Here is a 13,324-nt window from a genome sequence, read left to right on the forward strand (position 1 = left end):
AAAATTTTCTGTATAATATAGAATAATTATAACTGTTCAGTAGGTCTGCGCATTTACTGCGCTGACCGTAAGAAAAATTAGGCTGGAAGGCAAAAATCCTATCGGAGCAGCTGATTTGGAATGGATTTTTGCGCGTAATTGTGAGGGTACTGAACCAATGTCATTTAGTTAACGTTTAATAGGGAGCGAATTCTTACAGAACAAATTACAGATGGGCCTTAGTGGAACAGTTTTACAGATATGTTTACGATTTACTCATGAAGGAAAGCACGACAAAAAGACAGATTGCAAATCTGCCTCAAAACGGATTATAATGATGCAAGTAGCCTTGCCCATATTTCCTGTTTCACGTATTCGGGTTTATATGCATGGAAATTACTCAGCCCAATGGTATATTTCAGTTTCCTGAATGAGGATTCAATGTTTCATCTGGCATTGTACAAGGTTTTGATACGTTCCACAGGGAATTCATCACGTGGCAGATTGGTCACGATGCACTCGTATGTAGAAGTGCTGATAGGGAAGCGTAGAATACGGAAGGACAGCTCATATGTATCATAACTTCCATATTCAATGTAATCGAAAGCAGCTGACTGATCAACAAAGCGTATGTAACCTTCTGTGTGGATGTCTGCCAAAATTTTTTTCGAATGGCTCCGGACCAGTATGACGCTGACATTAATATCGAAGGATTCCGCATCTGGAAAATTAAAATTGCCGACCAGTCCTTTGGAATGGATATCCTTGGTACGGAACAGGAAATACTGTCCCTGTTCCACAACATGTGCCATGTTATTATAAGAGCAATAGCCGCGGTCACCGATATAGACATTTTTTATTCCATCCAAAACATCGTGCCGGGCAACAGTAGTAGTCTGGTGATGAGAAAGCCGGAGTGCTGAAAAAAGTGCAGGTAGAGCCATCGGCAGCCAGGAAACGGTAATGCGAATCCATAAAGGAAGCGGGCGGCAATTCCATGGAAGTGGAATTAAAGTGCCGGAATACAGCTTCCAGCGCATCAGGTTTAAGCTTTGCGCGCTGCTGGCTGAGAGCAGAAGCGGTTGGTATGGAAGAATCCAGTCCCCAGAAATCAAGCAGTTCATGGCTAATTAAAGGGAACAAAAAGAAAGGGAATGCACAATCCAGACGGTATCAGCGGCAGGCTACAAGAATAAATTGTGATTTCACAAGATTGGTGTTATAATAAGAGAAAAGTTCCTGCCGGGGCAACCGCCCCGGTGGTATGGATAGAAAGGCAGGAAAACAATATGCACATCAGCTATAAACCACTCTGGCACACACTGTTAGAGCGTGATATGAGAAAAGAGGATTTAAGGCTTGCTGCTGGTATGACAACAAATATGATTGCCAACATGAGCAAAGAGGGAAAGCACATCAGCATGGATACATTAGCCCGTATCTGTGAAACTCTGAATTGTGAGATTACTGATGTGATTGAGTTAGTACCAGACGAGCCTGCTTCCACAGGAGGTAAGGAACATGAGCGAATTGAAACCAAGAATAACGGAAAACGGAATTGATTATATCCTTGTCGGAGATTACTACATTCCAGGCTTGAAACTGCCGGAGGAACACCGCCCTATCGGAAAGTACGGACGAATGCACCGGGAATATTTAAGAGAAGTCCACCCAGCCAGATTGAATACATTGATACTGACCGGAGAATTGTTGACATATCTTGCAGACCTGAATGAACAGGCACAAAAACGGTTAGACACTATCATGGAGCAGATGAAAGCTACCGAGGGCGTGACAGAGGAATTGAAGTGTACCCGACAAATGGAATGGGTGCAGCGTTGCAATAACATTCACAACAGGGCAGAAGAAATTGTTTTGTATGAGATGATTTATTCATAACGGGAGCAATTAAATCGGAGGTATATAAGATGATTGAAATTGTATTTGGTGAAAGTGCCTGTGGAAGTTTGAAAATTGCCCAAACTTACGGCAAGGGAAAGTATAGAGGAAGTGCTGTTTCAATATTTATGAGGCACGAAGACGGGAGTGTTCCATCTTCAGATGAAATGAAAAAGGCACAGCTTCAAGCACAGGAACAAGAACGCATTGCTTGGGAGAATGCTATTCCATTGGGAGGCAAGAGCAGTGATGTTTATTGTTTTGATATGGCTCTTAGTGTGGGAGATATTTCTGATAATGGAATTGGCGAACAGCGGAAAAATATTTTCAAGAAAATGCTGTCTGTCTGCTTTGTAGAGGATTTAGATTATCAGGTTGAAGAAAAAATACAGAAAATTAAAACTACATTGACCTCAGTGATTGAACGATATGTAGCTGGGGAAGAAATTCGCATTTGGTATAGCTATAATCCAGATGAGCTTTGTGGTATGTATTGGCTTATGAAACAACTTCAACCATTAAACTGCCAGACAACAATTTATTTGGTTAAGTTACCTACATGGGAATATGGAAAAGAAAATACTATGACATCCAAAATAGCATGGGGCGAGGTCTCTCCTGGCGAATGGGGAAACTATATAACTCTACAAGAGAAAGCTAATCCTGTATTTCTTTCAGCTTGTACTATGAAATGGAATCAACTTCAAAATGAAAATGCACCTTTGCGTGCAATGTTAAATGGTAAATTGCAAAGCGTTTCAGAAGATATATATGATAGTTTCATTCTTCGTGAAATTGCGGAACAGCCAGAGCAATTCAAAATGGCTATTGTCATAGGTAATGTTTTAGGAAAATATCAACTTGGAATTAGTGATGTATGGATTTCCAATCGCATTGATAAAATGCTTGAAGATGGTGTGTTGGAAATTATACAGGACGCACCAAAGGGAGAAACAAATTATCGCCGAATATTAAGAAAACGAATGAAATAATAACCACAGCACAAACCGCTGCTACATGGAATCCAACAAACCATGCAACAGCGGTTTTCCTTTACCGTTTTTTCCTCTGGCTGATAGGCGTTCCCATTTTCTTTGATTTTTTGAGAATACGAATGAACCAGCGAAATTCTTCTTCTGACAGGTTTTTATAGTTGATACCAAGCTGCTTGCAGTAAAGGATAACCAGTTTTTCATCTCGACTGCCCTTGAAATTTTCGACCGCTTCCAGATTTTCTTTCAGTTCATCGGCAACGGTAGTTTGGGGCGCACTCTCGCTGTCCTTTTTGTGGAATTCCCGAATATCCCGGATAATCAGGTTGAGGTCATCCAGAACCATGTGACTGAAATACTCATCATCACTGATATGTGCGGCTTGCAGCACCTTCAAATGCGGGTCATCTTCGCCGGGGCGATACCGTTCAATAATTTCATGCCGGACGGTATCAACAAGGGAGTTGAGATTTTGGATTTGCATGGTGGCAATCCCGTCCACATAAATCTCAATGTCCGCAAGAAACTTGATAAAGTCCTTATGGGTGGCAAGTTCGCAGAGCAGACGGTTGTTAATCCGACCGCTTTTCAGCAGTGCCACCATCTCATCGTTCAAATGCAGCTCCGTCAGTGGCGTGTTGATCTGCTCCCTGTTCTCTGTCCGGCACAGCAGATAATCGACGGAAACCCCATAGAAGTCTGCCAGCGTGATAAGGTTGCCATGATTGATTTCCTTATAATCCTCTTTTTCATAACTGCCAAGGGCTGATTTAGAAATGCCCGTCAGCTTTGATAGTTCTTCCAGATTTAAGCCTTTGTCTTTGCGGAGTTCCCAAAGGCGTTCCTGTATGCTTGTTGCAACTTTCATGGGCGCACGCTCCTTTCCGGTGGTTTTATTTCTGCCGTTTAACTGGATTATATCACACTTTCCGCAATCGTGGAAATTTCTGATTTTCCCCCTGATTCCTACTTTGTGGATATACGGCACAGGGCACAAAAATGTTCTATGATACAGGTAGTTCATCGATGGATTATTCCAATCGAATGACCAGCCTGTGTGGGATATGCTTCCCCGGCGATGTAGCGCCATGACTTTTGGCAGGGATATGGAGGAACCCTGACCGAAACGAGCGTACCAAAGGGAGCGATACGCCGCTGTGAGATTCAGGGGAGGAACGACACCGGGGAGAACTGGCGAACTGACACCGAAATGATACCGAAACACGACAATTTGATAGGGAGATAGTCTACCCTATCGCTGAGACTTCGGGAGATTTTAAGCGGCTCTATGGCTGTAATTTTGCCGAAAATCGCCCCGAAACCATACACGAAAACGGGAGGAAACGTAACATGCCGAGAATGAGCAAAAAGCGGAAGCATGAGCTTTCCTTTTACCTCAATGACCGGGGGCGTGTCACTTACAACGAATTATGCCGGAAATGCCAGCATGGGTGCAAGCAGAGCTTCCGGGCGGTTGTGATTGACTGCCCCCGTTATTTATCCAAACGAGCAAAGAAAAAGGAGGAACACACCGAATGAATTTTGAATTTATGACGATAGACACACCATTGCCGCCCTGTATGCCATTTCCCAGAGCGTTGACAGGATTTCCAGTCAGCAGCACCGCAAAGGTCATGTACTGCCGGATGTTGGACGCTATGCTTTTCAGAGGGCAGGCGGACGAGAACGGGATTCTTTTTGTCTGCTTCCCTATCACAGCCATTGCCGCAGTCCTGTCCCGCAGCCTCATGACGGTCAAGCGTTCTTTGAATGAACTGGAAACCGCCGGACTTATCATGCGGGTGCGTCAGGGCGTGGGAGAACCGAACAGGATTTATGTGCTGATACCGGGAAAGGAGGGCGCTACCCTTGCCTGATACCTCAAAGCTGGGAAAGCTCAACCGGGAGTTGGAGAAAAGCGAAAAGAAACTGCGGAAAGCCATCAATGATGAAAAGGCATTGCAGCACCAGTTGAAGCAGCTTACCCGAAAGGAACGGACGCACCGGCTCTGTACTCGTGGCGGTATGCTGGAAAGTTTTCTGCAAGAGCCGGAACGCCTGACGGACGATGATGTCATGCTGTTGCTGAAACTCATTTTTCACAGGCAGGACACGCAAGATATATTGAAAAAACTGCTGGAACGGGAGAAGCCGGAAACCCCTTAGTTTACTAAGGGCGCAATTATACACCACCCAGAGGTTGGTGCATTGCGTTCTCCGAAGGCTCCTTGCAGGAGGGCTGTGATTTTCCGCAGCCACGGTCTGCTCCAAATCAAACAGGGGACGCTACACTTCCCCTGCGCTGGCTGCCGCCAGCTACCCTTTTGTGGACTTGCCATCTGGGGACACCTTGCGTTGCAAGCTGTTCCCAGCCGATAAGTTTCATAAAATATAATGCAAATGGAAAGCTAACTTGACATAAAAGAACTATGTGATATAATGGAAGCATGGAAAGTTAACTTTCCATAAGAGAGGAGGATGACATGAAAAATCGCCTGGAAGAATTACGAAAGCAACGAGGCATAAAGCAAGAAGATTTAGCAAATGCATTGGAAGTATCACGACAGACCATCGGCTCTTTGGAAAACGGACGCTATAACCCATCTATTCAGTTGGCATTTAAGATTGCCAGATATTTCAACATGAGTATTGAAGAAATTTTTATTTACGAGGAGGATTGATTATGAAAAAAAGGTTGTTGATTTTAATGACAGTTACAGGAATGATTATTCTACTGGGAGGATTGCTAACATACGGTTTGGGAGTACATGAAATAATACCTGTGCCACGTCCCGACTTAATAGTAGTAGGTACATCTCTCATTGGAATTTTGCTGATTGTATCTGGTGTGTGCGACTTGTTCGTTAAGAAAACCAAAGAAATGGAAATAGAGGAAAATGACGAGAGAAATATTTCGCTTAGTAATGCTGCTATGGCAAGTGGCTTCAAGGTAATGAATGTTACGATTGCTGTTTCTATTTTTGCTTTGATTTTCACCGGATATATGACAGTAGTCCCATGTTTCACTATTATTGGGGCTTATGCTATTGGACAAATTGTATTTATTGTGCGACTTTGGTACTTGCACAAAACTATGTAAATGTATTACTAAATACCCGCCGCCCCCAGCGGCACAACAAGCAGGAAATCTGAAAAGGTATCCTGCTTTTTCTATGTCCAAAAACGGAAAGGAGGAACACAAAATGCCCTGTCCACACAACGAAATCTCTATTGTGCAGCGCAGCCACCGCCAGTCTGCGGTTGCCGCCGCTGCTTACCAGAGCGGCGAAAAGCTGTTCTGTGAATATGACCAGGAAGTAAAACACTACCCGGAAAAGCGTGGTATCGTCCACAATGAAATCCTGCTCCCGGCAAACGCTCCCCTGGAGTACACAGACCGCAACACCCTCTGGAACGCTGCCGAAGCTGTTGAGAAGCAATGGAACTCCCAGCTTGCAAGGCGGTGGGTGCTTTCCATTCCCAGAGAGATACCGCCCGACCAGTACGCCGCCCTTGTACGGGATTTCTGCCGCCAGCAGTTTGTTTCCAAAGGAATGTGCGTGGATTTTGCCATCCATGACAAAGGGGACGGAAACCCACACGCCCATGTCATGCTGACCATGCGGGCAATGGATGAGCGTGGGAAATGGCTTCCCAAGAGCCGCAAGGTCTATGAACTTGATAAGAACGGGGAACGAATCAAGCTCCCGTCCGGCAGGTGGAAAAGCCACAAGGAAGATACGGTTGACTGGAACGACCGCAAATATGGCGAAATCTGGCGGCATGAATGGGAGGTCATCCAAAACCGCTATCTGGAAGCCAACAACCGCCCGGAACGAGTAGATCTCCGTTCTTACGAAAGACAGGGGCTTGATATTATCCCTACCGTCCATGAAGGGGCTGCTGTCCGGCAGATGGAAAAGCGTGGGATTCAGACGAACATCGGCAACCTGAACCGAGAAATCAAAGCCGCCAATAGTTTGATGAAGTCCATCCGGCAGCTTATTAAAAATCTCAAAGGCTGGATTGCGGAGCTTAGCGAAAAGCGGAATGAACTGCTTGCCCAAAAAGCTGCGGAGGAAGCGGTCTTTCTTCCCAATCTGCTGATGAAGTATATGGAGATACGAAAGGCAGAACGGAGCAGCTGGACACGGGCGGGACAAAGCCGGGGGACTTCCAAAGACTTAAAGGCAGTCAGCGAAGCCCTGTCCTATCTCCAGAGAAAGGGACTTTCCACCGTGGAGGATTTGGAAAACTTTATAGAAACGTCCGGGAAATCTGCCGCCGACTACCGAAAGCAGATGAAGCCAAAGGAAACCCGCAGCAACGTGATTGACGCTATCCTTGCCGCCCGGACGGACTGTAAGGAATGTAAGCCCGTTTATGAGAAATACCAGAAGATATTTTTCAAGAAAACTAAGGAAAAATTCAAGCTGGAACACCCGGAGGTTGCCCGGTTTGAGAAAGCCAGTGCCTACCTTGCCAAGCACCCGGACGATAAGGACAGCACGAAAAAGGAGCTTTTGCAGGAACAGGCGAAGCTTGTGGACGAAATCGCAGACTTGAAAGTACCGTTGACCGAGGTGCAGGAAGATTTGAAGAAGCTGTGGGACATCCGCTACTGGGTACGGAAAGCCACACCCGGCACAGAGGAAAGCAAAGAGCCGCCCAAGAAGCAGCCCCTCAAAGAAGTCTTGCAGGATAAGGCTGACGAGAAGAGAGCACAGAAAAACGCCCCGGCGCAGACGAAACACAAACAACAGGATATGGAACTTTAACAGGCACTTGCCATTTTCAGATTGAGAATGATAAGTGCCTTTTCTTTTTTACAAGGAGGAATTGATTTGAATGTATTTGAAGCTGTGAAGCAGTCCGTTACGACAAGACAGGCTGCGGAGCATTACGGAATCCGGGTAAACAGAAACGGGATGGCTTGCTGCCCGTTCCACAACGATAAGACCCCCAGCATGAAGCTGGACAAGCGTTTCCACTGCTTCGGATGTGGTGCAGATGGGGATGTGATTGATTTTGTAGCTGCCCTGTACGGGCTGGGGAAAAAGGAAGCCGCCGCACAGTTGGCGAGTGACTTCGGGCTTGCCTATGAGGACTGGAAGCCACCGGGCAGGGCAAGGAAGCCCAAGCCCCGGCAGAAATCCCCGGAAGAACAGTTCCGGGAAGCAAAGGCACATTGCTTCCGTGTCCTTGCCGATTATCTACACCTCTTACGGGTATGGAAAACCGACTATGCCCCGCACTCCCCGGAGGAAGCGTTTCATCCCCGGTTCGTGGAAGCCTTGCAGAAGCAAGCCCATGTGGAATATCTGCTGGATGTGCTGCTGTTTGGGGATACGGAGGAAATCGCTTCACTGATTACGGAACATGGAAAGGATGTGATACAGCTTGAACAGCGAATGGCAGAGCTTGCCGCCGCAGACGCAGCAAGAACTAAAAAACACCATGAACGCCATGCAGCCGCCCCAGAGCGTTGAGGAAGTAAAGGCAACTCTGGAAACCACCGAGAAAGGCGGTGTCCGCCAGAGCATACGGAACTGCCTGACCGTATTCCAGCGTGACCCGGTGCTTGCCGGGGCAATCGCCTATAACATCCTGACCGACCGAAAGGACATCATAAAGCCCATCGGTTTTCACAGAGAAAGCACAGCCCTGACCGATACAGACATGAAGTATCTGCTTCTCTATCTGGAGGAAACCTACGGGCTGACCAGTGAGAAAAAGATTGAAACCGCCATCGGGATTGTGGCGAATGAGAATAAGTACCACCCCATCCGGGATTTTCTGAACAGCCTTGCATGGGACGGGACGGAGCGCATCCGCTTCTGTCTGCGGCACTTTCTGGGGGCGGATGTGGACGATTACACCTATGAAGCCCTAAAGCTGTTTCTTTTGGGGGCGATTACAAGGGCATTTAAGCCCGGAAGCAAGTTTGAAATCATGCTGTGTCTGGTAGGCGGTCAGGGGGCTGGCAAGTCCACCTTCTTCCGTCTGCTGGCAGTCCGGGACGAGTGGTTTTCCGATGATTTGCGGAAGCTGGACGATGATAACGTGTACCGCAAGCTGCAAGGTCACTGGATAATTGAAATGTCGGAAATGATGGCAACCGCCAATGCCAAGAGCATTGAGGAAATCAAGTCTTTTCTAAGCCGACAGAAAGAGGTTTATAAGATACCCTATGAAACCCACCCGGCAGACCGTCCCCGTCAGTGCGTGTTCGGCGGTACTTCCAACGCCCTTGACTTTCTCCCCCTTGACCGTTCCGGCAACCGCCGATTTATCCCGGTCATGGTGTACCCGGAGCAAGCCGAGGTTCACATTTTGGAGGACGAAGCCGCTTCCAGAGCCTATATCAGCCAGATGTGGGCGGAAGCAATGGAGATTTACCGAAGCGGCAGGTACAAGCTGTCATTCAGCCCAGCCATGCAGCGGTATCTCAAAGAACACCAGCGGGATTTTATGCCGGAGGACACCAAAGCCGGGATGATACAGGCTTACCTTGATAAGTACACCGGGGAAACGGTCTGTTCCAAGCAGCTCTACAAGGAAGCCTTAAATCACACCTTTGACGAGCCGAAGCAATGGGAAATCCGGGAAATCAACGAGATAATGAACCAGTGCATTACCGGGTGGAACTACTTTTCCAATCCAAGAATGTTTGCGGAATATGGCAGACAAAAGGGCTGGGAGCGTGAAATCCCGGCAACGGACACCGACAACCCGCCCGAAAAATCTATGGACGGTTTTGTGGAGGTCACGGAGCAGATGGAGCTTCCATTCTGAAAATGACAGCCCGTTGCCGACTTCGTTGCTATCCCGTTGCCGAGCCGGTTGCCGGGGAAAAACCCATAACTGCGGGCTTTTCTCCCCTATGACAACCAAAACAACAGAAAAATAAAAGAAAAGTATAAATAGTAACCACCGCCAGATTGAGATTGTTTGCAAGGTCTTTTGAAGCCCGTTGCCGGACTTCGTTGCCGACACCCTCTGTCTGGCTATTTTCATGTATGGAGGATAACTGCCTATGGCAAAAAACAAAACAGAGATTCATGTGACCACTGTATTTGACGGGGAGCTGGACGCCACCGATGTGTTCGTCAGCCTGATTTCCCAGAAATACGGCAAGACAAATACAAAAGAATATCTTGCTAAAAAGAAAGAATTGAAGTATAATGAAGATGAGGTTCAAAAGAGCCGGATACCGTCTGGATTGTGTGGGTAAATGGCTATGATGAACGAAATGGAATACAGAACAATCGGTTCGGCACTTGCCGGGGGCTATCGTGCAGCGGTCTATTGCAGACTGTCAAAGGACGATGACCTGCAAGGCGAAAGTGCCAGTATCGCAAACCAGCGTGATATGCTGGAAAAATACTGCGAAAAGCAGGGATGGGAGGTTGTGGCAGTCTATCAGGACGATGGCTTCACAGGTCTTAATATGGAGCGTCCTGATTTACAGAGAATGTTGAGATCCATTGAGCGCAGGCAAATCAACCTTGTTATCACGAAAGACCTCAGCCGACTGGGGCGTAACTATCTGCAAACCGGGCATTTGATTGAGGACTTTTTCCCAAGAAACGGGGTGCGCTATATCGCCATGAATGACGGTATCGACACCTTACGGGATAACAACGACATTGCCCCGTTCAAGAATATCCTGAACGAGATGTACAGCAAGGATATTTCCAAGAAAGTCCATTCCTCTTATCTTCTGAAAGCGCAGAAAGGACAGTTTACCGGGTGTCTTGCCCCGTTTGGGTATCGGAAAGACCCGGAGGACAAAAACCATCTGCTCATTGACGAGGAAACCGCCCCGATTGTGCGGCTGATTTTCGGATATGCCCTAAACGGTCATGGTCCGAACTATATCCGCAGACGGCTGGAGGAAGAAAAAATCCCCTGCCCCACATGGTGGAACCGGGAACGGGGGCTTCGCAATACCCGCACCAAATGGGAAAAGAAAGACCCGGAAAACGGGCGGTATATGTGGGACTTCTCCGTTATCAAAGACCTTTTGATGAATCCCGTCTACACCGGGGCGATTGCTTCCCAGAAAAAAGACTACCGCTTCAAAATCGGCACGATTGGGGAAAAGAAACCGGAGGACTGGGTTGTGGTTGAGGGACAGCACGAACCGCTGATTGACCGCATGAGCTTTGATATTGTGCAGAACAAGCTGAAATCCCGCCAGCGTCCGGGGCAGACCAATGAAATCAGCCTGTTTGCCGGACTGATAAAATGCGGCGAGTGTGGGAAGTCGCTGACGATACGCTACACAAACGCAAAACATCCCCAGCGGATTTACTCCTGCAAGACCTACAATGCCTTTGGAAAGAACCACTGCACCCAGCACCGGATTGATTATGACACCCTTTACAGTCATGTGCTGCGGAAAATCCGGGAATGTGCCAGAGCTGCCCTGATGGACGGAGAAGCGGTTGCCGACCGCCTGACCAATACCTGTGAAGCCGAGCAGCGGGAACAGCGGGAAGCAATGGAACGCTCCCTTACAAGGGACGAGGAACGGATTGAGGTTCTGGACAAAATGGTAATGCGGCTTTATGAGGATATGATTGCAGGGCGTATCAGTGAGCAGAACTTCAACACCATGCTGGAAAAGACGCAGACCGAGCAGACGGAGCTTAAAACAAAAGTGTCCGAGGGCAGAAAGCGGCTGTCCGATGAAGTCCAGCTTGCCAATGATGCAAAACAATGGGTGGAAGCCATTCAGGAATACGCCAACATCACAGAGCTGGATGCAGCCACCCTTAACCGCTTAATCAAAGAAATCGTCGTGCATGAGCGCATTGACGAAGATAAAACAAGACACATTTCTATCGAAATTCATTTTAATCTCAAACCCATCCCGGAGGTGGAACAGGTCACTGCCTGACCTGTCCCGCCTGGATGGTTCTCTTAAAAACACCATATAGATTTTTGTACGCCGCCGCCCGCCATCGAGCAGAATTTTACACCTAATTGGGGATAAAACATTTCAACCCTGGTGGAAGATGAGCCTTGTGAAACGAGAAAGGAAATAAGTTTCTGGGCAGGGATTTTTTTGCTTCTCTTGAAATCGGAATCGGGATGGACAGCATACTGTGAAATATCAGAAACAATGTGTTCCACAGAAGAAAAAAACAGTTCTTTGATTTGTTGATGAATCATGATCATGTGCCTCCTTGAGAAAGTGATATACCACTAATTCAAGGGCCGCTCTCGCTACCTCAACAAATTTATCAGTAGCGAGAGCGGCCGCACATTTTGCACCCTATGTCAACCCTTTGGGTAGCTTTTTTGAAAAAATTTGGGTTAGACCCACAATTAGGGGCTAACCCTGTAACTTAACTAAATGACATTGGGGAGTGAACAGTAACTTCTTTTTTACTTTGCATGCCGGAATCAATGGAAACAGTTGACCGTAAAGAGATCATTTGGCATAATAGATATATGAATACTTGTTCATATGAAAGGGGTAACTATGAAAAAGATAGAAGTAGAATGTTGTGATACATTTTGTATACACGAAGAACTTGTACATAAGGCAGAGGGGCATATACCGGATGAAGAGGTTTTGAAGGATCTTGCTGATTTTTTCAAGGTATTTGCAGATACCACGCGGATCCGGATTTTATGTGTTCTTTTTCAGTCTGAGATGTGTGTTTGTGATCTGGCGGAAGTTCTTGGAATGACGCAGTCCGCGATTTCCCATCAGCTCCGGATGCTCAAGCAGATGAAGCTTGTGAAGAACAGACGGGAAGGAAAAACGGTGTTCTATTCCCTTGCTGATGATCATATCCAGACCATCATGAACCAGGGAATGGAGCATATTCTGGAATAACAGATGATATATCAATATCGAAGGAAGGAAACGATAACAGTGACAGCAGGAAGAAAGAAAAAGGTAATCATAGGGATCCTTGTAGCACTTTGTATGACAGTAACGGGATGTGCTGGTTCTGTAAAAAAAGGAACGAAGTATCTGGAAGAAAAAGACTATAAAAATGCAGAGGTGGAATTCCAGGATGCGGTAGACAAAAAGAAGAATCTGGGAGAGGCTTATCGCGGACTCGGACTCTGCTACTGGGAACAGAAAAAGTATGAAAAGGCAGAGAAGGCGTTGGAAAAAGCATTGAAGAATGGAACGGAAGAGACAGCAACTCTTTATAATATTCTGGGAATCTGCGATCTGGAACTGGATAAACCGGAAAAGGCAGTGTATTATTTCGAAAATGGGCAGGAGCTTTCAGGCGCAGGAAAAGAGCTGCTAAAAGAAATGGCATATAATCTGGTAGTTGCCTATGAAAAAGCAGGGGATTACCAGTCTGCAAAAGAGAAGCTGGACAGTTATCTGAAAGCAAATCCAGATGACAAAAAAGCGCTGAAAGAGCAGGAATTTTTAAATACACAGATTTCGGAAGGAGATCAGCAGTAGAGCGGAT

Annotated in this window: 18 protein-coding genes; 15 read left to right on the plus strand and 3 right to left on the minus strand. The window is 46.7% G+C overall.

The window, feature by feature from the left end; translation table 11 throughout:
- Positions 1 to 425 precede the first annotated feature (425 nt).
- Entirely contained in the window at positions 426 to 848 is a 423-nt protein-coding gene (locus tag NQ556_RS03370) for a transposase (protein ID WP_243426637.1), read from the minus strand.
- A gap of 420 nt (positions 849 to 1,268) precedes the next feature.
- Here NQ556_RS03370 and NQ556_RS03375 point away from each other — a divergent pair, with 420 nt between their 5' ends.
- The 3 genes from NQ556_RS03375 to NQ556_RS03385 are packed head-to-tail and all read left to right on the plus strand — an operon-like array spanning position 1,269 to position 2,870.
- Positions 1,269 to 1,541, plus strand: coding sequence for a helix-turn-helix domain-containing protein (locus NQ556_RS03375; RefSeq protein WP_002593556.1), 273 nt, complete (start codon positions 1,269 to 1,271; stop codon positions 1,539 to 1,541).
- On the plus strand, positions 1,501 to 1,878 hold the full coding sequence (locus NQ556_RS03380; protein ID WP_005335912.1) for a TnpV protein: 378 nt from the start codon (positions 1,501 to 1,503) through the stop codon (positions 1,876 to 1,878). The genes NQ556_RS03375 and NQ556_RS03380 overlap by 41 nt, the downstream gene beginning before the upstream one ends.
- 29 nt (positions 1,879 to 1,907) lie before the next feature.
- On the plus strand, positions 1,908 to 2,870 hold the full coding sequence (locus tag NQ556_RS03385; protein WP_005335911.1) for a DUF3658 domain-containing protein: 963 nt from the start codon (positions 1,908 to 1,910) through the stop codon (positions 2,868 to 2,870).
- Between the two features lie 61 nt (positions 2,871 to 2,931).
- On the opposite strand, the gene NQ556_RS03390 is transcribed toward NQ556_RS03385, so the two are convergent.
- Entirely contained in the window at positions 2,932 to 3,738 is an 807-nt protein-coding gene (locus NQ556_RS03390; protein WP_008372835.1) for a helix-turn-helix domain-containing protein, read from the minus strand.
- A gap of 482 nt (positions 3,739 to 4,220) precedes the next feature.
- Between NQ556_RS03390 and NQ556_RS03395 the strand changes: the two genes are divergently transcribed.
- From NQ556_RS03395 to NQ556_RS03440, 10 genes are all read left to right on the plus strand, one after another.
- Complete coding sequence (locus NQ556_RS03395; RefSeq protein ID WP_002304353.1) at positions 4,221 to 4,409, plus strand: hypothetical protein; 189 nt, start codon at positions 4,221 to 4,223, stop codon at positions 4,407 to 4,409.
- The gene (locus tag NQ556_RS03400) at positions 4,406 to 4,747 is read left to right on the plus strand and encodes a DeoR family transcriptional regulator (RefSeq protein WP_005335900.1); all 342 of its coding nucleotides are present in this window, start codon (positions 4,406 to 4,408) and stop codon (positions 4,745 to 4,747) included. The genes NQ556_RS03395 and NQ556_RS03400 overlap by 4 nt, the downstream gene beginning before the upstream one ends.
- Positions 4,740 to 5,036, plus strand: coding sequence for a DUF3847 domain-containing protein (locus NQ556_RS03405; RefSeq protein WP_005335898.1), 297 nt, complete (start codon positions 4,740 to 4,742; stop codon positions 5,034 to 5,036). Before NQ556_RS03400 ends, NQ556_RS03405 begins: the two co-directional genes overlap by 8 nt.
- A 317-nt stretch (positions 5,037 to 5,353) precedes the next feature.
- Positions 5,354 to 5,551: a helix-turn-helix transcriptional regulator gene (locus tag NQ556_RS03410; RefSeq protein ID WP_002595107.1), complete on the plus strand. Its 198-nt coding sequence runs from the start codon at positions 5,354 to 5,356 to the stop codon at positions 5,549 to 5,551.
- A 2-nt stretch (positions 5,552 to 5,553) separates the two neighbouring features.
- Positions 5,554 to 5,970: a hypothetical protein gene (locus tag NQ556_RS03415; RefSeq protein WP_002595106.1), complete on the plus strand. Its 417-nt coding sequence runs from the start codon at positions 5,554 to 5,556 to the stop codon at positions 5,968 to 5,970.
- Between the two features lie 103 nt (positions 5,971 to 6,073).
- Positions 6,074 to 7,648, plus strand: coding sequence for a MobQ family relaxase (gene mobQ / locus NQ556_RS03420; RefSeq protein ID WP_002595105.1), 1,575 nt, complete (start codon positions 6,074 to 6,076; stop codon positions 7,646 to 7,648).
- Positions 7,649 to 7,714: 66 nt separating this feature from the next.
- Entirely contained in the window at positions 7,715 to 8,359 is a 645-nt protein-coding gene (locus NQ556_RS03425) for a CHC2 zinc finger domain-containing protein (RefSeq protein WP_002595104.1), read from the plus strand.
- Positions 8,328 to 9,665 (plus strand): virulence-associated E family protein, encoded by a 1,338-nt coding sequence (locus tag NQ556_RS03430; protein WP_007047420.1) that lies wholly within the window; start codon positions 8,328 to 8,330, stop codon positions 9,663 to 9,665. The genes NQ556_RS03425 and NQ556_RS03430 overlap by 32 nt, the downstream gene beginning before the upstream one ends.
- Before the next feature lie 241 nt (positions 9,666 to 9,906).
- On the plus strand, positions 9,907 to 10,104 hold the full coding sequence (locus NQ556_RS03435) for a hypothetical protein (RefSeq protein ID WP_002595102.1): 198 nt from the start codon (positions 9,907 to 9,909) through the stop codon (positions 10,102 to 10,104).
- Positions 10,105 to 11,775, plus strand: a complete 1,671-nt coding sequence (locus NQ556_RS03440) for a recombinase family protein (RefSeq protein ID WP_005335872.1) — start codon at positions 10,105 to 10,107, stop codon at positions 11,773 to 11,775.
- 23 nt (positions 11,776 to 11,798) lie between these two features.
- Here the strand turns inward: NQ556_RS03440 and NQ556_RS03445 are convergent, their stop codons facing one another.
- Positions 11,799 to 12,050 (minus strand): hypothetical protein, encoded by a 252-nt coding sequence (locus tag NQ556_RS03445; protein WP_204576147.1) that lies wholly within the window; start codon positions 12,048 to 12,050, stop codon positions 11,799 to 11,801.
- Positions 12,051 to 12,363: 313 nt separating this feature from the next.
- Between NQ556_RS03445 and NQ556_RS03450 the strand changes: the two genes are divergently transcribed.
- Together NQ556_RS03450 and NQ556_RS03455 are read left to right on the plus strand one after the other, a co-directional pair.
- A complete protein-coding gene (locus NQ556_RS03450; protein WP_044999049.1) occupies positions 12,364 to 12,723 on the plus strand; it encodes an ArsR/SmtB family transcription factor in 360 nt (119 codons plus the stop codon).
- Positions 12,724 to 12,762: 39 nt separating this feature from the next.
- On the plus strand, positions 12,763 to 13,317 hold the full coding sequence (locus NQ556_RS03455) for a tetratricopeptide repeat protein (protein WP_049938179.1): 555 nt from the start codon (positions 12,763 to 12,765) through the stop codon (positions 13,315 to 13,317).
- The last annotated feature ends 7 nt before the right edge of the window (positions 13,318 to 13,324 follow it).

It is taken from the genome of Coprococcus comes ATCC 27758 (genome assembly GCF_025149785.1).
In the GTDB taxonomy this organism is placed as follows: domain Bacteria; phylum Bacillota; class Clostridia; order Lachnospirales; family Lachnospiraceae; genus Allocoprococcus; species Allocoprococcus comes.